Here is a 17623-nt window from a genome sequence, read left to right on the forward strand (position 1 = left end):
CTACCCGATGCACACGAGTGTGCTGGAAGGGGTGAACAACAAGATCAAAGTGATAAAGCGTATGGCATATGGATTTAGGGACTCAGAATACTTTTTTCTGAAAATCAAGGCGGCCTTCCCCGGAAAGCCGCGATGAACCTTTTTTTATGGGGGATTTTCGGGCGGATGGGCGCAGACGAGGGGAAGGGCAATGCAAGAAGAAGGTAAAAAAGGGCGCCCTTCAAGAGAAGGGCGCCCGGGGTAGACGGGATGATTGCCAGAGGATTAGGCGTTGACCCCTGCCAGGCGAGAGCCGCGCTGGAAGCAGTTGGCCAGCAGCAGCAAGGTGGTGACACCGACGGTGCCGAGTACCAGCCAGGGCAACCAGGGTTGCCCCTGGGCCATGGCGTAGTCGTGCAGGGCACCGCCCCCCACGTAACCCGTCATGCCCCCGAGCGCCAGCCCCAGTCGGCTGAAGCCCATGTAGCTGCCCCGCGCCCCCGGTTGTGCCAGCTTGGTCATCAGGGTTTCCCGCGCCGGCTCGGCGATGACGATGCCGAGATAGAAGCAGGCGAGCAGCAGGAAGACGGCGGGCAAGGTGGTGGCAAAGGCCACCAGCCCGATCCCCGTGGTCATCAGCAGCACCCCCGCCATCAGACGGTTCTCCAGCTTGAAGTGGCGCTCGCCGAACCGGGCAAGGGGGTAGAGCAGGGCCAGGGAGATGGCCGTCTCCAGGGTATACATCCAGCCCACCGCCGTGGTGCTGCCCGCCATCTGTTTGACCAGAATGGGGAAGATCAGCATGACCTGCACCCAGAGCGCGTAGTAGCCGCTTAAGATCAGCACCAGTCGGCAGAAGGCCTTGTCCGCCAGCACCTGGCCGAGGCCGTCCCGGATCGGCGTCGGACGTACCGAAAGCTTGTAGGGGGGCAGGATCAGCAGGTTGCACAGGGCGGCGCAGACGAAGAGGCCGGCACCCAGCAGGCAGACGTATTCAAAATCGAAGTTGAGCAGCCAGCTGCCGAGCAGGGCTCCCACCACGGCGCCGGCGCTCTCCAGCATCATCAGCAGGGAGATGTAGCGACCCCGCTCCCGTGGCCGGGTGAACTTGATCACCAGGGCGGCGCGGGGGGGATCGAACAGGCAGCCACCCAGCCCCGAGATGATGCAGGAGAGGATCAGCTCCAATCCGCTCTGGGCATAGGCCAGGCTGGCAAACCCCAGCGCCCGCAGCAGCATGCCGCAGACGATGAGGGGGCGCGCCCCGAACTTGTCGGCGAGGGAGCCGCCAAAGACCCCCAGCCCTTGCTGGGTAAGCTGACGCAGCCCCAGTGCCAGTCCGACCACACCGGCGGCCCAGCCCAGTTGGTCGACGAAGCGCAGGCTGATCATGGGCATCACCACGAAAAAGCCCAGGATCACCAGCAGGGAATCCAATGCCAAGAACCACCGCCCCAACCGCCTCGCCCGATCCACCATGACCCTGATACCTCTGTTTGCTTCGCTGATATTGTTGTCTTTCTTGCCCGAACGGCGCCGTCACCAAACAGAGCCAAGGGGGATGACAACTCCCTGGCTCGGTGGCGTTCAGCCGGTTCATGACGATTGATGCTGCTATTCTGGTGGGGCTCCAGATATAGTGGTAGCCGACAACTGGCTATATTTCATATTGGATTTGGTTATGGCTATGACCCTCGACGATTTGCAACTGCTGCTGGATGTGGCCAACCGTGGCAGCTTCAGCAAGGTGGCCGCCATTCGCGGCTGGTCACAACCCATGGTGAGCCAGCGCATTGCCGTGCTGGAGCAGGAGCTGGGTCAGTCCCTGTTCCGTCGCCATCGTCGGGGGGCCACCCCGACCCCGGCCTGCGAGCAGTTTCTGCCTGCCGCGACTGCGGCCCTGAGCGCACTGGAAGGGGGGCGGCTGGCGATGCAGGGGGCGCCTGCATTGCCGCGGATCCGGCTCTCCTGCCTCCCCTCTCTGACCACGGCGGTGTTCGGCCCCCTGCTGCTGGCCCTGGTGGATGAGACCTTCGAGATCCGCTGCAACACGGATCACTCTGGCATCATCATGCAGGAGTTGCTGACCGGCGAGACCGACGTGGGCTTCATTCTCAAGTGCCCTGCCATCGCGGGCATCCAGCTCGAACTGCTTTACCGTTCCCCCATCATCGCTGTGGCCTGCGCCACCCACCCGCTGGCCGGGCGGCAGGGGCTGACCCTGCAGGACATCGCCAACGAGCGGCTGGCGCCCCAGCAGTGGGGGACGGGCTGCGACGAGCTGATCCTGCAGTTGCGTCTGCTGCGCCAGGTGGCGAGCCCGCTGCACGCCATCCAGCCAGCGAGTGCGGCACGGGAGCTGGCGCTGGAGCACGGCTTCATCACCCTGATGCCGGCGCTCGCCATCACCCGGGATCTGGAGTTCGGTCGCCTGGTGAAGCTGGACGTGGTGGATCTGCCACCGGATCACTGGGACGTGATGATGGCCTGGCGCAGCGGCAAGCGCCCCAATCCCGCCAAGGAGCGGGTGCTGGAGGCGGCCCGTACCCTTGCCCGGCGCTGGTCGGGCAAGCGGACATAAAAAAGCGCCGGACCAGGCCGGCGCACTTCGCTGATTCCCCTTGATGCCCGCTCAGACTCAGTAGCTGGCCTTGAGGGTGACGCCGGAGAAGGCGCTGAACCCGCTCAGCTGCACGTGCCAGGTCCCCGCCTTGGGAGCGTTCAGGGTACAGGTTTCGGCATTGCCGCTATTGTAGGGGCGGCAGTCATAGCTGCTGGCGGTCGGCGCGCTGCCGAACTTCACGTAGAGATCCGCATCCCCGCTGCCGCCGCTGCTGGTCACCACCAGCTGGCTTCTGCCGGCGGGCACCTCGACGGTGAAGTTCAGCTTGCCCCCCTTGGCGGCGGTGAGATTGCTCACCGGTACCCCGTTTTGCAGCACGCTGCCCGGTTGGGGCGTGGTGCCGCCGCAGGTGGCATTGACCCCGACGGCGGTGAAGGCGGCTGCCACGTCGCTCACGCTGTAACCGAGATCCGTGGCGGCCCTGGTCACCCCGCACGCCCCCTGATCGAAGGTGGTGTTGGGGCCCCAGTAGAGGCGGTTGGCCAGCACGAACACCTCGAACGCCTTGCGGGTTTGCCAGCCGCTGGTGTTGGCCAGCAGGTAGAAGGCGCGGTTGTAGACCCCGGAGCTGTGGTGCACGTCGATGCCGTCATAGTAATCGCTGGCGTGGCCGATGGACTTGCCGTCCCGGGCCGGGTCCTCGAAGTAGCGCAAGGAGCCGTTGCCCTTGAAGATCTGGGCCCCCACCAGCCAGTCGTTGCTGCCCTTCATGTAGTATTCGGCCGCTTCCCCCGCCATGTCGGAGAAGGCCTCGTTGATGCCGCCAGACTGACCGGAGTAGACCAGTCCTGAGTTCTGCTCGGTGAAGCCATGGCTCACCTCGTGGGCCGCCACATCCAGGCTCACCAGCGGATAGAAGGTGGTGGCCCCGTCGCCGAAGGTCATCTGGCTGCCGTCCCAGAAGGCGTTCTCGTAGTTGCGGCTGTAGTGCACCCGCATCTTGAGCTTGAAGCTCAGCGGCGCCGTGTTGTACCAGTTGCGGTACATGTCGAACACCACGTTGCCGAAGTAGTGGGCATCGTTGAGAGGGGAATAGGCACCGTTGATCTCCTTGACCGTGTTCTCCGGGCAGGTGAACTGGTGGATGGTGCCCCCCGTGGTGCCGTGATTCATGTTGAGGGTGTCCACGTTGGTCCCCGTCATGCGGCAGTTGTCATCCACCTGCAGGGGGCCAAAGTCGGCGCCGTAGAAATACTTGCCGGTCTTGACGTTGCCCCCCGGGCCGGTAGCGTCCTTGTGGTTGATCCCCTCCCAGCGTTTGAGCTCGCTGCCGGTCTGGGCGTCGATCATCACGAAGGGGCGGCTCGGTTCCTTGCTGGCAGCGAGCCAGGAGACCAGATAGACCAGTCTGGCCTGGCCGGTCTCATCCTGCATCACGAACAGCTTGACCTGTTCGTTGCTCCCCTTGGCACCGCTGCGAGCCTGGCGTGCGGCGTCGCTGGCGGAGAGGGCAACGGCCGGGCCCGTCAGGTCGGCATCGATCTTGCGCAGCATGGTGCCGGACACCTGATTGACCTGGCCCCCCAGCGCCTGATCGGCCACCAGAACCTGGCCCCACACCGGAATCCCCTGCCAGGTCTGCTCATAGCGTATCCGCTGCTGGCCATTGGGCAGCGTCACCGCCCGCACCTTGCGAAACTCGCCATCCCCGGCGCCAAGGGCGCCAATCTTGGCGGCGCCACTCACCGCACCGGCCAGGTCGGAGACCTGGTTCACTTCCACCTGTTCTGCCGCCATGGCGGCGCTTCCCCAGCAGGCCAGCATGACGGCCAAATAGACTTTGTTCATCTCGTCTTTCCTTAGTCGATGAAGATTACACGCCGGGTCCGTTGCCCGGCGCTCTTACACTAGTGGGAAGGGGGAAAATAACGGCCTGTCATTTGTCACAGGGCAGCGAAAACAGGTAGCACGATTCACTTTTACAGCGCCAATCATCCACAAATACTGGTAATGGCAGCATGTTGAACCGCTGCGAGGGGTGATTGATGGCCTGGGGGCAAGGTGCCCGCATGGGGATCGCCATATGGGGGTTGCCAGCGGGGAAGCCGGTTGAAAAGTCCTTGGCAAACAAGGGATTGATTGACTACATTGGCTCCCATGACGGCAGATGGCCGGAGTGGAACCGGGGAGGAGTGGCGATGTTTTCATGGCAACTGGATGACGAGCTGGCGCTCCTGTTCCTGCAACCCGACATGGCCAGCGAGCTGTTTCGCCTCTGTCAGCGCAACCGCGATTACCTCTCCCAGTGGCTGCCCTGGGTGCCCCACATCCAGCAGCCCGCCGACAGCGCCGCCTTCATTCGCCACGCCATCGAGAAGTTTGCCCGGGGGGAGGGGCTGACCACGGCCATCGAGTATCAGGGGGAGGTGGTCGGCGTCATCGGTTACAACCAGATCGATCAGGATCTCGGCAAGGTGACCATCGGCTACTGGCTGGCGGAGCGCTGGCAGGGGCACGGCATCATCACCCGGGCCTGCCAGGCCTTGATCCATCACGCCTTCGAGGAGATGGGGATGGAGAAGGTAGAGATCAGCGCCGCCCTCGAGAACGAGGCGAGCCGGGCCGTGTGCGAGCGGCTGGGAATGACCCAGGAGGGGATCACCCGGCGGGCGGAGCGGCTGGCGGACAGGGTGGTGGATCATGTGCACTACGGCCTGCTGCGGGACGAGTGGCTGAGGCTGAGGGATCTCTGATGACCTTCCTGTCCGCTTCCAACCTCCTGAGGGTGAGATGACGACGCTGCCCCACATTGCCACCCCCCGTACCCGGCTGACCGTGCTGACCCCGGAGCGGGCCTGCCTGATGGTGGATTTCTATCTGCGCAATCGCGCCCACCTGTCCCCCTGGGAGCCCAGGCGGGAGGAGAGCTTCTACACCCTGGCTCACTGGCAGACCCGCTTGCGCGACGGTTACGGCCACTATTTCGAGGGCAGTGCCGTGCAACTGGTGGCGCTCGATCCCAGGGGGGAGCGGGTGCTCGCCACCTGCAATTTCACGAACATTGTGATGGGCATGTTCAAGGCGTGCCACCTGGGCTATGCCATCGACAAGGAGCACGAGGGGCAGGGCCTGATGCAGGAGGTGGTGGCCGCTGGCATCGATCACCTGTTCCGGGAGCGGGGCCTGCATCGCATCATGGCCAGCTACATGCCCGCGAACCTGCGAAGCGGCGCGCTCCTCGAACGGCTGGGGTTCGAGCAGGAGGGATACGCTCGGGACTATCTGATGATCAACGGCCGCTGGGAGGACCACGTCCTCACCGCGCTCATCAATCCCGCTGGCTAGCAGAGCCGTTGTCGAAAGGGGGGCTGGCGGGTGACCGCCATCGCTTTTTCACTGCAAGATCGCACTATCTGTACGCCTCTCATACCCCTGGGGATAAAAGCGTGTAAAATTGCGCCCTGAATTTTCCCGGCCGGCAGACGCAGGCCGCGACTCCATACATGCAAGGCAGACATTGTGACAGAAGTAGATAGATTCGCGGACATTCGCCCCTATCGCGATGAAGAAGTACCGGCTGCCATCGAGCGGCTGATCCAGGATGACGAGTTTATCGGCGCCATCGCCAAATACCGCTTCGGTTCCCTGATGAGCTGGCTGGGTTGGGCCATTCGCCCGCTGATCCGCCAGTTCCTGCGCCACAAGTGGGCCAAGGTCAGCACCATCCATCAGGTACAGATGGGGGTGACCCGCTACATGACCCGGATGATCGCCACCTCCACCCAGGGAGTGAGCTTCTCCGGGCTCGAACACCTCAAGAAGGAGCAGGGCTACCTGTTCGTCTCCAACCACAGGGACATCGCCATGGATCCGGCGTTCGTCAACTGGGGGCTGCACACCCACGGGTTCGATACCGTGCGCATCGCCATCGGCGACAACCTGCTGCGCAAGCCCTGCGCCACCGAGCTGATGAAGCTCAACAAGAGCTTCATCGTCAAGCGCTCCGCCAAGGGGCCGCGGGAGATGATGAAGGCCCTCGGCGAGCTGTCGGCCTACATCGGCCAGTCGGTGCATGAGGGGCACTCCATCTGGATCGCCCAGAAGGAGGGGCGCGCCAAGGACGGGGATGACAAGACGGATCCGGCCATCCTCAAGATGTTCTACGTGGACGGCAAGAAGCAGAAGATCGAGTTCGTCGACTACATGCGCAGCCTCAACATCGTGCCGGTGAGCATCAGCTACGAGCTGGATCCCACCGACAAGGCCAAGGCGCGCGAGCTCTACGAGAAGTCGGTCAACGGCAGCTACGAGAAGGGCGAGTTCGAGGACATCGAGAGTATCGTCGCGGGCATCGTCGGCCAGAAGGGGCGGGTACACGTCTCCTTCGGCGCCCCCATCACCGAGGGCTTCAGCGATCCGGACGAGCTGGCGGCGCTCATCGACAAGGCGATCTGGAGCAGCTATCGCCTCTTCCCGGGCAACTACCTCGCGGCGGATGTGCCCGGCAAGGCCAGCACCATAGAGCAGAGCGCCTTCCTGACTCGCCAGTCCGAGGTGCCACAAGAGCACAAGGCCATCTGGCGCGCCATGTACGCCAAGCCGGTGGAAAACGCCGGCAAGGTTTGAATGGCACCGCTTTTGAGCGGGTGATGGAAAAAAACGGGAGCAGATGCTCCCGTTTTTGCGTCTGGTCAAAGTCGGGGGAGATTGGGTAGTGAATAATATTGTTTCAACTGGTACGATCATCGGGTGAATGGGCGAGTATCTCTTGGCAGGGGCGGACGAGTATGCAACAGTGACTCGGCGCCATCGGCTTGGAAGCGACAGCGCCCCCGTCTGCACGGATGGCAGACGAGACGATAAAAGGACCTTCAATGGTCCTTTTTCATTGGTGCACAAAGATAGACCACAGATATATCTAAGGATGCGAACCTAATGATCACCGGCAGTCTGGATACCTTGCAACGCACCCCCTTGCCCGCCCCCCTGAACCGTATCGTGGCCGAGGTGGTGCAAAGCGTCGAACGCTGGCTGCACGCCCCCCTCGGCAAGCAGGAGGTCGACGGCCTCACGCTGTTCTGCCTGGTGAGCGAGGATCTGACAGAGCCGGTGGCGGATCGCCGGGGCGAGTTTCATGAGCAGTATCTGGACATCCAGCTGCTGCTGCGCGGCGAGGAGTGGATCGGCGTGGGCCCTCACGCCTACAGCCGGGACGGTGCCGACCATCCTCACCCCGATCTCTGGTTCGTCGATGACGAGCAGACCAGTTATCTGGCGTTGCAGCCCGGCGACTTCGCCATCTTCTGGCCGGGAGAACTGCATCGCCCCCTCTGTACCCTGACGACCCCAGGTCCGGTCAAGAAGCTGGTCGTCAAGGTTCACCAGTCGCTGCTGACCGGCGCCTGAGTGGCATTCGGGGCCTGGAGTCCCGAGTGATTGGGCCAACAGAGGCCCGTTGCGAATCGCTGATTCGACGCGCGCGCCAGACGAACGGTCTGCGCCCAACGATTTGAAAAATTGGACGCACCCTCCTGCGACCATAAGCCCCCGGCAGGGGAATCCCATCCATCGCTGGATGACACGACACTGTCGGCGTAAAGCCGAAGCACAGGAAGATGTAGAACATGAGCAAGTTGGTATTGATCCTTAACTGCGGTAGCTCTTCCCTGAAATTTGCCGTAATGGACGCTGAAACGGGCGAGGACATGCTGTCCGGCCTGGCCGAATGCTTCAATCTGGATGACGCACGTATCAAATGGAAACTCCACGGGGTCAAGGGCGACGCCATGCTGGGCGCCGGTGCCGCGCACCAGGAAGCCCTCGACCACATCGTGGGCCACATCCTGCCCCAGGATCCCGCCCTGGCCGATCAGCTGGTCGCCATCGGCCATCGCATCGTGCACGGCGGCGAGCAGTTCTCCCGCTCCGTGCGTATCGATGAGGGCGTGATCGCCGGCATCGAGGCCGCCATTCCGTTTGCCCCCCTGCACAACCCGGCGCACCTCATCGGCATCCGTGCCGCCCTCAAAGTGTTCCCGGCCCTGGCCGACAAGAACGTGGCCGTGTTCGACACAGCCTTCCACCAGACCCTGCCAGAGGAAGCCTACCTCTACGCGCTGCCCTACAAACTCTATCGCGAGAACGGCATCCGTCGTTACGGCGCCCACGGCACCTCCCACCGCTTCATCGCCGAAGAGACCGCCAAGGCGCTGGGCAAACCGCTCCATGAGCTCAACATCATCAACTGCCACCTGGGCAACGGTGCCTCCGTCTGCGCCATCAAGAACGGCGAGTCCGTCGACACCTCCATGGGGCTGACCCCGCTGGAAGGGCTGGCGATGGGCACCCGCTCCGGTGACATCGACCCTGCCATCGTCTTCTTCATGCACGACAACCTGGGTTACAGCGTGGACAAGATCAACCAGGTGCTGACCCGCGAATCCGGCCTGCTGGGCATGACCGAGGAGAGCAGCGACTGCCGCTACGTCACCGGCAACTACGCCACTGACGCCGGTGCCAAGCGTGCGCTGGATGTCTTCACCTATCGCGTTGCCAAGTACGTCGGAGCCTATGCTGCCGCCATGGATGGTCGCCTTGACGCCCTGGTGTTCACCGGCGGCATCGGCGAGAACGCCGCCATGGTGCGCGAGATGGTGCTGGCCCGACTGGCCCTGCTCGGCTTCAAGATCGACAAGGAGGCCAACAACGCCGCCGTGCTGGGCGGTGAAGGCCCCATCACCGTCGAAGGCAGTCGTCTGGCCCTGGTGATGCCCACCAACGAAGAGCTGGTGATCGCCCGTGATGCCCTGAGCCTGGTCGGCTAAGGCACCCTCTGGTGATGACAACGCCCGGCCCCTGCCGGGCGTTGTCGTTTCGGCAATAGTGAGCGTCCTGTCATTTGACATGGGGGACCAGATGCGTACCCTGACCGCTGTGTGATATTGCGGAGGTAACGATGAAAGAGATGTTTTTCAACTGGTTGTCAGGCCTGGGGGTCGATGTGACCCCCATGATGGCCCTGGTGATTGCCCTGGGGTTCATCGTGCTGACCGCCATGGTGCTGCACCTGGTGCTGCACCGCATCCTGCTGGTGCGCCTGGTGGGGCTGCTTGGCAAGACCAAGCAGATGTGGCTGCCGCCCCAGTTGCAGCAACGCCTCTTCTACCGGCTCGCCTTCGTGTTCCAGGGGGCCGTACTGCTCGGTCAGGCGGAGATCTGGCTGCCCAAAGCGTCCGAGAGCCTGGCGCTTATCGAGTTGCTGGCCCAGCTCTGGATCCTGCTGTTCCTGCTGCTTGCCCTGTTCGCCCTGCTCGACTGCCTGCTCTCCCTGAGCCGTCATACCCGGCTTGGGCGGGATCTGCCCCTGCGCGGCATCTTCCAGGGGGTGAAACTGGTGGCCAGCATCCTGGTGGGCATCCTGATGATCGCCCTGCTGCTCGGCAAGTCGCCGCTCTTCCTGTTCAGCGGCCTGGGGGCCATGACCGCGGTACTGATGCTGGTGTTCAAGGACCCCATCCTCGGCCTGGTGGCGGGTATCCAGCTCTCCGCCAACCGCATGCTGAGCGTCGGTGACTGGCTGCAGATGGACAAGTACGGCGCGGACGGCGAGGTGACCGACATCGGCCTCACCACGGTCAAGGTGTCGAACTGGGACAAGACCATCACTACCATCCCCACCTATGCCCTCATCTCCGACTCCTTCAAGAACTGGCAGGGGATGACCGAATCCGGCGGGCGCCGCATCAAGCGCAGCGTCAACATCGACATGACCAGCGTGCGCTTCCTCACCTCGCAGGAGCAGTTGCAGCTCAAGCAGGCCAGGTTGCTGGCGCCCTACCTCAGCCGCAAGGAGCAGGAGCTCAGCAGCTACAACCAGCAGCTCAGCGATGCCATCAGCTGCCCCATCAATGGTCGCCACCTCACCAACCTCGGCACCCTGCGCGCCTATCTGGATGCCTACCTGCGGGCTCATGCGGGTATTCGCAAGGACATGACCCTGATGGTGCGCCAGTTGGCACCGACCACGGACGGCCTGCCGCTGGAGATCTACTGCTTCACGGCGACCACCGCCTGGGCCGAGTATGAAGGGATACAGGCTGATATTTTCGACCACATATTTGCGATAATTGAGCAATTCCATCTGCGTTTGCATCAGTCTCCAACCGGTTATGACATGCACAGTTGGAAAAACGGCTGATCCCGCTTATGACAAGGTGCCGCGGCGCAGCGCGGCACCGTATTTAATCACCGACCCGTCAGCACGTGGCGGTTGAAATTTGCATGGCAGAGGAGAAAAATGGCGGCCTTCTCTTCGCCCCGGGCGCGCCCGTCGCCTCCGCGCTGGCCAGAGTGCTGAACCACCCCCTTTATCACAGGAAAGTTATGAAGCTCCTCCACAACACGGCGGCCGCACTGTGCTGCTCCCTGATCCTGGCCGCCATGCCCGCCCTCGCCATCGAATATGCCCTGCCCGCAGCCAACAGCCGCCTGGTGGGGGAGAACCTGGACTACGTGGTGTCCCCGGAAGAGGCGGGCCAACCCCTGGAAGCGGCAGCGGCCAGATTCCAGCTCGGCTTGACCAACATGCTGGAAGCCAACCCCAAGGCGGACCCCCTGCTGCTGCAGGCGGGCGAGAAGCTGGTCGTGCCGCATCAGCTGATCCTGCCGGATGCCCCCCGTGAAGGCATCGTGCTGAACGTGGCCGAGATGCGCCTCTACTACTACCCCAAAGGCAAGAAGGTGGTGGAAGTGCTGCCGATTGGCATCGGCCAGCTCGGCACCGACACCCCGGAAGACTGGGTGACCAGCGTGCAGCGCAAGAAGGCGGGCCCGACCTGGACCCCGACCGCGAAGATGCACGCCGAGTACGCCGCCCGTGGCGAGACCCTGCCTGCGGTCTGGCCGGCCGGTCCGGACAACCCCATGGGGCTGTTCGCGCTCTACATCGGCAAGATGTACGCCATCCACGGCACCAACGCCCAGTTCGGCATCGGCCTGCGGGTGAGCCACGGCTGCGTGCGTCTGCGCAACGACGACATCGAGTACCTGTTCAAGCAGGTCCCGGTCGGTACCCGCGTCCAGTTCGTGAACCAGCCCATCAAGGCCTCTGTCGAGCCGGATGGCCGCCGCTACCTGGAAGTGCACCAGCCCCTCTCCCGCAACCAGGAGGAGTTCAACTCCAGCCTGCCGGCCCCGCTGCCCATGTCCACCGCCGTGACCCGCTTCATCGCCCACGCGGACAGTGACTCCCAGCTGGTCAAGCAGGCCCTGGAGCAGCGCAGCGGCATGCCCATCGCCATCAACCGCTGATCCCGCTCGTCGGTATTCCGAGCCCCGGCCACTGTCGGGGCTTTTTTATGGCGCGGGGGAGGGGATCATCAGGGTAAACCCTTGGCAGATCGGGATAAAATCCGGCCTTATTGCAATTGAGTGGTTGCTTGGTTAGGTGTTAAACGTTTTCCATGTGTTTTTTTATTTGTTAAAAGTGGTTGTGGTCCGGCGATCTGCTGATTACTCTAGGCCGGTTTTTTTAAGGAAGAGTCCGTCGCAAGAACGGGCACAGACGTCACATAACGGAGTTTTGAATGACAGCTAGCACCCCCATGCTCATCACCTTTCTGGTGTACATCCTCGGGATGGTGTTGATCGGCTTCATCGCCTATCGCGCCACCCGTAACTTTGACGACTACATTCTCGGCGGCCGCCGCATGGGGAGCTGGGTGACCGCCCTCTCCGCCGGTGCCTCCGACATGAGTGGCTGGCTCCTGATGGGCCTGCCTGGCGCCGTCTTCATCGGCGGCATCTCCGAGAGCTGGATCGCCATCGGCCTCATCATCGGCGCCTACTTCAACTGGCGCTGGGTGGCCGGTCGGCTGCGGGTGCATACCGAGAAGAACCGCAACGCCCTGACCCTGCCGGACTATTTCACCTACCGCTTCGAAGACAAGAGCCGGGTGCTGCGCATCCTCTCCGCCCTGGTGATCCTGCTGTTCTTCACCATCTACTGCGCCTCCGGCGTGGTGGCCGGTGCCCGCCTGTTCGAGAGCACCTTCGGCATGAGCTATGACACCGCCCTCTGGATCGGTGCCGCGGCCACCATCACCTACACCTTCTTCGGCGGCTTCCTCGCGGTAAGCTGGACCGACACCGTGCAGGCGACCCTGATGATCTTCGCCCTCATCCTGACTCCGGTGTTCGTCATCATCGCCGTGGGCGGCATCGACACCGCCATGGTGCAGGTGGCGGCGCAGAACGCCAGCAACCTCGACATGTTCAAGAACCTGGACTTCATCGCCATCATCTCTCTGATGGCCTGGGGCCTGGGCTACTTCGGCCAGCCCCACATCCTGGCGCGTTTCATGGCGGCGGACTCCCACCACTCCATGGCCAGCGCCCGTCGCATCAGCATGACCTGGATGGTGCTGTGCCTGGGTGGCGCCGTGGCCATCGGTTTCTTCGGCCTGGCCTACTTCTCCACCTTCACCGAGCAGGCGGGTGGCGTGACCGCCAACCCGGAGCGCGTCTTCATCGAGCTCTCCAAGATCCTGTTCAACCCCTGGATTGCCGGCGTGCTGCTCTCCGCCATCCTGGCTGCGGTCATGAGTACCCTCAGTTGCCAGCTGCTGGTCTGCTCCAGCGCCATCACCGAGGATCTCTACAAGCCCTTCCTGCGCAAGAACGCCTCCCAGAAAGAGCTGGTGTGGGTCGGCCGCGCCATGGTGCTGCTGATCGCCCTGGTGGCCATCGCCGTCGCCACCAACCCGGAAAACCGGGTGCTGGGGCTGGTGAGCTACGCCTGGGCCGGTTTCGGTGCCGCCTTCGGCCCCGTGGTGCTGCTCTCCGTGCTCTGGTCCCGCATGACCCGCAACGGCGCCCTGGCGGGCATGCTGGTCGGTGCCCTGACCGTCATCATCTGGAAGCAGTTCGGCTGGCTGGGTCTGTACGAAATCATCCCGGGCTTCCTGTTTGCCACCCTGGCCATCGTGCTGTTCAGCCTGCTGGACAAGGCCCCCTCCAAGGCCATGCAGGATCGCTTCGCAGAAGCCGAGCAGGAGTTCCAGAGCCCCATGGCAGACGCCATCGCGGCAAAATAACCCCCGCCTCGACGACAAAAGCCCCGCAACTGCGGGGCTTTTTAATGGGCAAAACATGCCCATGGCAGGGATTAGGCGGGGCGCTTGCCCAGCCGCTGCACATCCTGGCGGGCCCCCTCATCCGAGGTGTGGACGGGCCCCAGATGCTGGCGGTGGGTCAGCCGGATACCGCACAGCCCCAGCACTGGCTTGTCCAGGGTGCGCTCCAGGGGGGCTCCCTGCCACCAGCGGTAATACCAGGGGGGGCTGTCCATGGTGAGCAGCAGGCGCGCCGTCTTGCCGGCGAGCAATTGCTCCGGGTGCGCCTTCCCCGGCTGGTAGCGAAAGGCGAAACCCGGCAGCAGGGTGCGATCCAGCAGCCCCTTGAGCCGGGCTGGCAGGTGGCCCCACCAAACGGGGGCGACGATCACCAGATGGTGGGCTTGCGTCAGACTCTGCTGCACCGCCTGCAGATCCGGTTCGAGGGGCTGCACCTCGTCATAGCCATGGTGAAGATCCGGCGCGAAGGCGAGCTCCCCCACGTGATGCAGGGTGACGTGCGCGCCCCCTTGCTCGGCACTGCGGGCATACTCTCGGGCGAGGGCGTGGCAGAGGCTGTCGGGTTTGGGGTTGCCGTTGAGAACAAGCAGGTTGGGGGTCATGGTATGGCTCCTTGAAGTGAGCCCCCATTACACCCCTTGTCCCATGGGACAGAGTCAAGCCACCTTTTGCCCCCGATCCGCGGCGGCGGGATGATCCCGCCCGTCGGGGGATTGCCGGACCGGGGCGCCATAGCGGCAGGGGTGCTGCGCCAGCAGCGTGGCGCACTGGCTCAAGCCCTGATGCTGGCGTTGCAGCCTGGCGACCTCCGCCTCGATCTGCGCCAGCTTGTCCGCGATAAGCTGCTCCACCCTTTGCCAGGGGAAGTGGTCGAGGCTGGTGACGCCCGCGAGCAGGGGAACCAGCTCCCCGAGCTTGCAGCCAAGCCGCTGGGCCTCGCGGATAAAGCCGACCCACTCCAGATCCTCGGCCCGGTAGACGCGATACTTGCCGCGCCGCCTGGGCTCGGGCAGCAGCCCGAGCTGCTCGTAGAGACGGACCGCCTTTGGGGTGGTGCCCGCCAGCCGGGCAAATTCGCCGATATACATGGTGCTGCTCGCAAAGGTTGTTCGAGTAGGGGCTCACTATAGGCCAGTGGCAGGGGGGAATGCATCCCCACGGGGGAGCTGTCGGCGCAGTGCATTGCACAGCAGCGCTCTGGATGTGGCTTTGCCCCATAGAATGCGAGGGTCTTGCCCTCGACGGGGTTTCGCCCACCATTCTGGAGGCGCTCAGCCAAGCTCCTAGCCTATGACAAGCATCACAATCCCTGCGGGATTGCCGCTATGCGGGGTTTCGCCCGCCCTGCGGGATTGCCGCTATGCGGGGTTTCGCCCGCCCTGCGGGCTGTGGCGAGTGACTTTTCTTTGCGTGGCCAAAGAAAAGTCACCAAAAGAAAGGCCACCCCCCGCCAATCCGACCGCTTCGCGGTTGCCCTCGGGTCAGTCGCCAGGTCGGGCGGGCCGCCGCAGATGGGGCATCCATGCCCCGCTGCGGCTGCGCCATCATCCCTGATGGCGCTCCTGACCTTGTTCCCTCCCCTCGGCGGATTGGAGGGGGAGCCAATACCGTGCCCGACAGTCACCAAGGGGGCTTTTGCGAGTCAGTTGGCCGCTATGCGGCGCTCAGAGCGGTGGGGGTCCCAATTTTCTTCCCATGCTCGTTTCTCTGCGATCCCACATAACGCCGTTTGTATGGAGATGGTATTCACCTGACAGTTGCCCACAAAAGGGAGTGGTCATACGGCTTCAAACCGGATAACAAAACGGTACCCCTACCGTGTTATCCGGAGTCACCGTATGACCACCAACGAGAAAGTAGCACGTCGCAAACTCAGCCTGCTAGAGCTCGCCAAAGAGCTCAATAATGTCAGCAAAGCCTGCAAGCTCATCGGCTACAGCCGTCAGCAGTTCTACGAAATTCGCCGTAATTACCAGACCTATGGCGCCGAGGGATTGCTCGACAAATTGCCCGGCTGTAAAGGGGCTCATCCCAATCGGGTCGCTCCCGAGATTGAACAGGCCATCCTCGATTACTCCCTCACCAGACCAACTCATGGCCCGCTGCGGGTCGCGCAAGAACTGGCTCTGCAAGGCATCAATGTCAGTGCGGGCGGTGTGCGTGGCGTGTGGCAACGGCACGACTTGCTCTCCAAACACGACCGCTTGCTGCGCCTTGAGAAAACTCACCGGGAGCAGACCATTGAGCTCAATGACGAGCAGATCCGCCTGCTCGAACGCTTCAGCCCCGAGTTTCGCGAACGCCAGATTGAGGTTCACTACACCGGAGAACTGGTGGCGGTCGACACCTTCTTCGTCGGCGCGCTCAAGGGGGTTGGCAAGGTGTATCTGCAAACCGTGCTGGACTGCTATAGCCGCCACGCCTGGGGACGGCTCTACACCAGCAAGCTGCCGGTGACCTCGGTTCATGTGCTCAATGAAACGGTACTGCCGTTTTTCGAGGCCCACGAGGCACGGGTCTATACCATCCTGTCGGATAACGGGCGCGAGTTCTGTGGACGAGCTGACCACCATCCCTACGAGCTGTTCCTGCAACTGGAGGGGATTGAGCACCGGACAACCAAGGTACGCAGGCCGCAGAGCAACGGCTTTATCGAACGGCTGCATCGCACACTGCTGGATGAACACTTCCGTATCAAGGGGAGGACGACCTGGTATGAGTCGGTAGAGCAGATGCAGACAGACCTGGATAGCTACCTGGAACACTACAACACCCAGCGGCCACATCAGGGCAGGATGATGGAGGGACAGACGCCTTACAGCATGTTCAAGAAGGGTCTGAAATTGATACCGAAGGAAGTGCGCACTAAAGTAGCGTAAACAAGACACCGGTTTGAGGCCGGTGTCAGGTGATAACTAGATCTGTACAGACTGACAGAGGACACCCACCTTGTCAGGTAAGTCTGCTATCGAGATGGTGGGTGTCCCAGATTTTCCTCATGATTACTCAAAGAACACTTTAAGTTCGTGCCCCTTGCCTGTTGGCCAATCTATTCGGATTACTTCGATTTCTGTGTTGCCAGCTTTGGCAGATGCCTTTTTTCCATTTTTGATTGCGCTAGATATTTCTTCGGGCAATTTCACGCCAGACAGTTTAAGGCTTAGGGAAGGTGCGAACAAGTCCCTGATATGAGATCATGTTTGTCATCTGGAGCCATGAAAAAGGGTTCATCATGAGTCATCAACTTACCTTCGCCGACAGTGAATTCAGCAGTAAGCGCCGTCAGACCAGAAAAGAGATTTTCTTGTCCCGCATGGAGCAGATTCTGCCATGGCAAAACATGGTGGAAGTCATCGAGCCGTTTTACCCCAAGGCTGGTAATGGCCGGCGACCTTATCCGCTGGAAACCATGTTACGCATTCACTGCATGCAGCATTGGTACAACCTGAGCGATGGCGCGATGGAAGATGCTCTGTACGAAATCGCCTCCATGCGTCTGTTTGCCCGGTTATCCCTGGATAGCGCCTTGCCGGACCGCACCACCATCATGAATTTCCGCCACCTGCTGGAGCAGCATCAACTGGCCCGCCAATTGTTCAAGACCATCAATCGCTGGCTGGCCGAAGCAGGCGTCATGATGACTCAAGGCACCTTGGTCGATGCCACCATCATTGAGGCACCCAGCTCGACCAAGAACAAAGAGCAGCAACGCGATCCGCAGATGCATCAGACCAAGAAAGGCAATCAGTGGCACTTTGGCATGAAGGCCCACATTGGTGTCGATGCCAAGAGTGGCCTGACCCATGCGTATTCCGGCGAAGTTGAACAGCCATTCCGGCCAACGTGAACACCCTGATCCTTAACGCGCTCACGTCACCCCGTTTCTAACTCGAGTGTTCAGATTGGGTCAACTCACTTCTCCTCTTTCTCATCGATTCTCCCTTCAGTG

General features: G+C 62.3%; 15 protein-coding genes and 1 pseudogene. 12 read left to right on the top strand and 4 right to left on the bottom strand.

Features of this window, described 5'->3' with window-relative positions:
• Positions 1 to 136 (top strand): transposase (locus J9892_RS13620; protein WP_210538105.1); only part of this gene is annotated, 136 nt, incomplete at its 5' end.
• A 128-nt stretch (positions 137 to 264) separates the two neighbouring features.
• On the opposite strand, the gene mdtH is transcribed toward J9892_RS13620, so the two are convergent.
• On the bottom strand, positions 265 to 1458 hold the full coding sequence (gene mdtH / locus J9892_RS13625) for a multidrug efflux MFS transporter MdtH (RefSeq protein ID WP_029314794.1): 1194 nt from the start codon (positions 1456 to 1458) through the stop codon (positions 265 to 267).
• 202 nt (positions 1459 to 1660) lie between these two features.
• Here mdtH and J9892_RS13630 point away from each other — a divergent pair, with 202 nt between their 5' ends.
• Entirely contained in the window at positions 1661 to 2560 is a 900-nt protein-coding gene (locus J9892_RS13630) for a LysR family transcriptional regulator (protein ID WP_029314793.1), read from the top strand.
• 57 nt (positions 2561 to 2617) lie between these two features.
• Here the strand turns inward: J9892_RS13630 and J9892_RS13635 are convergent, their stop codons facing one another.
• Positions 2618 to 4390 carry a M4 family metallopeptidase gene (locus J9892_RS13635; protein WP_210538490.1) on the bottom strand — a complete coding sequence of 591 codons (1773 nt, stop codon included), beginning with the start codon at positions 4388 to 4390 and terminating at the stop codon, positions 2618 to 2620.
• 350 nt (positions 4391 to 4740) lie between these two features.
• Here J9892_RS13635 and J9892_RS13640 point away from each other — a divergent pair, with 350 nt between their 5' ends.
• The 8 genes from J9892_RS13640 (at position 4741) to putP (ending at position 13635) form a co-directional block, all read left to right on the top strand.
• Positions 4741 to 5295 (top strand): GNAT family protein, encoded by a 555-nt coding sequence (locus J9892_RS13640; RefSeq protein ID WP_171865865.1) that lies wholly within the window; start codon positions 4741 to 4743, stop codon positions 5293 to 5295.
• Positions 5296 to 5332: 37 nt separating this feature from the next.
• Positions 5333 to 5887: a GNAT family N-acetyltransferase gene (locus J9892_RS13645; RefSeq protein ID WP_041212415.1), complete on the top strand. Its 555-nt coding sequence runs from the start codon at positions 5333 to 5335 to the stop codon at positions 5885 to 5887.
• 174 nt (positions 5888 to 6061) lie between these two features.
• Entirely contained in the window at positions 6062 to 7168 is a 1107-nt protein-coding gene (locus J9892_RS13650) for a 1-acyl-sn-glycerol-3-phosphate acyltransferase (protein ID WP_010675527.1), read from the top strand.
• Positions 7169 to 7477: 309 nt separating this feature from the next.
• Positions 7478 to 7948 (top strand): YhcH/YjgK/YiaL family protein, encoded by a 471-nt coding sequence (locus J9892_RS13655; protein ID WP_010675526.1) that lies wholly within the window; start codon positions 7478 to 7480, stop codon positions 7946 to 7948.
• A gap of 218 nt (positions 7949 to 8166) precedes the next feature.
• A complete protein-coding gene (locus J9892_RS13660; protein WP_041215759.1) occupies positions 8167 to 9366 on the top strand; it encodes an acetate kinase in 1200 nt (399 codons plus the stop codon).
• Positions 9367 to 9497: 131 nt separating this feature from the next.
• Positions 9498 to 10739 carry a mechanosensitive ion channel domain-containing protein gene (locus J9892_RS13665; protein WP_010675524.1) on the top strand — a complete coding sequence of 414 codons (1242 nt, stop codon included), beginning with the start codon at positions 9498 to 9500 and terminating at the stop codon, positions 10737 to 10739.
• Between the two features lie 185 nt (positions 10740 to 10924).
• Complete coding sequence (locus J9892_RS13670) at positions 10925 to 11851, top strand: L,D-transpeptidase family protein (RefSeq protein ID WP_010675523.1); 927 nt, start codon at positions 10925 to 10927, stop codon at positions 11849 to 11851.
• 275 nt (positions 11852 to 12126) lie between these two features.
• Entirely contained in the window at positions 12127 to 13635 is a 1509-nt protein-coding gene (gene putP / locus J9892_RS13675) for a sodium/proline symporter PutP (protein ID WP_045525661.1), read from the top strand.
• 71 nt (positions 13636 to 13706) lie between these two features.
• On the opposite strand, the gene J9892_RS13680 is transcribed toward putP, so the two are convergent.
• Positions 13707 to 14276: an NAD(P)H-dependent oxidoreductase gene (locus J9892_RS13680; RefSeq protein ID WP_210538491.1), complete on the bottom strand. Its 570-nt coding sequence runs from the start codon at positions 14274 to 14276 to the stop codon at positions 13707 to 13709.
• A 54-nt stretch (positions 14277 to 14330) separates the two neighbouring features.
• On the bottom strand, positions 14331 to 14762 hold the full coding sequence (locus J9892_RS13685; protein ID WP_201894410.1) for a MerR family transcriptional regulator: 432 nt from the start codon (positions 14760 to 14762) through the stop codon (positions 14331 to 14333).
• Between the two features lie 750 nt (positions 14763 to 15512).
• On the opposite strand from J9892_RS13685, the gene J9892_RS13690 reads away from it, so the two are divergent.
• Positions 15513 to 16553: an IS481-like element ISAs19 family transposase gene (locus tag J9892_RS13690; RefSeq protein ID WP_119197101.1), complete on the top strand. Its 1041-nt coding sequence runs from the start codon at positions 15513 to 15515 to the stop codon at positions 16551 to 16553.
• Positions 16554 to 16906: 353 nt separating this feature from the next.
• Positions 16907 to 17482: pseudogene (locus J9892_RS13695) on the top strand (IS5-like element IS5B family transposase); the annotation flags it as partial.
• Between the last annotated feature and the right edge of the window lie 141 nt (positions 17483 to 17623).

The sequence above is a fragment of the Aeromonas sp. Prich7-2 genome, from assembly GCF_017939255.1.
In the GTDB taxonomy this organism is placed as follows: domain Bacteria; phylum Pseudomonadota; class Gammaproteobacteria; order Enterobacterales; family Aeromonadaceae; genus Aeromonas; species Aeromonas caviae.

What these genes read in the sequence shown, in the direction of transcription:
- J9892_RS13680 (WP_210538491.1), bottom strand. Translation starts at nt 14,276, where the DNA reads ATGACCCCCAACCTGCTTGTTCTCAACGGCAACCCCAAACCCGACAGC.
- J9892_RS13685 (WP_201894410.1), bottom strand. Translation starts at nt 14,762, where the DNA reads ATGTATATCGGCGAATTTGCCCGGCTGGCGGGCACCACCCCAAAGGCG.
- J9892_RS13640 (WP_171865865.1), top strand. Translation starts at nt 4,741, where the DNA reads ATGTTTTCATGGCAACTGGATGACGAGCTGGCGCTCCTGTTCCTGCAA.
- J9892_RS13645 (WP_041212415.1), top strand. Translation starts at nt 5,333, where the DNA reads ATGACGACGCTGCCCCACATTGCCACCCCCCGTACCCGGCTGACCGTG.
- J9892_RS13690 (WP_119197101.1), top strand. Translation starts at nt 15,513, where the DNA reads ATGACCACCAACGAGAAAGTAGCACGTCGCAAACTCAGCCTGCTAGAG.
- J9892_RS13635 (WP_210538490.1), bottom strand. Translation starts at nt 4,390, where the DNA reads ATGAACAAAGTCTATTTGGCCGTCATGCTGGCCTGCTGGGGAAGCGCC.
- J9892_RS13665 (WP_010675524.1), top strand. Translation starts at nt 9,498, where the DNA reads ATGAAAGAGATGTTTTTCAACTGGTTGTCAGGCCTGGGGGTCGATGTG.
- putP (WP_045525661.1), top strand. Translation starts at nt 12,127, where the DNA reads ATGACAGCTAGCACCCCCATGCTCATCACCTTTCTGGTGTACATCCTC.
- J9892_RS13670 (WP_010675523.1), top strand. Translation starts at nt 10,925, where the DNA reads ATGAAGCTCCTCCACAACACGGCGGCCGCACTGTGCTGCTCCCTGATC.
- J9892_RS13630 (WP_029314793.1), top strand. Translation starts at nt 1,661, where the DNA reads ATGGCTATGACCCTCGACGATTTGCAACTGCTGCTGGATGTGGCCAAC.
- J9892_RS13655 (WP_010675526.1), top strand. Translation starts at nt 7,478, where the DNA reads ATGATCACCGGCAGTCTGGATACCTTGCAACGCACCCCCTTGCCCGCC.
- mdtH (WP_029314794.1), bottom strand. Translation starts at nt 1,458, where the DNA reads ATGGTGGATCGGGCGAGGCGGTTGGGGCGGTGGTTCTTGGCATTGGAT.
- J9892_RS13660 (WP_041215759.1), top strand. Translation starts at nt 8,167, where the DNA reads ATGAGCAAGTTGGTATTGATCCTTAACTGCGGTAGCTCTTCCCTGAAA.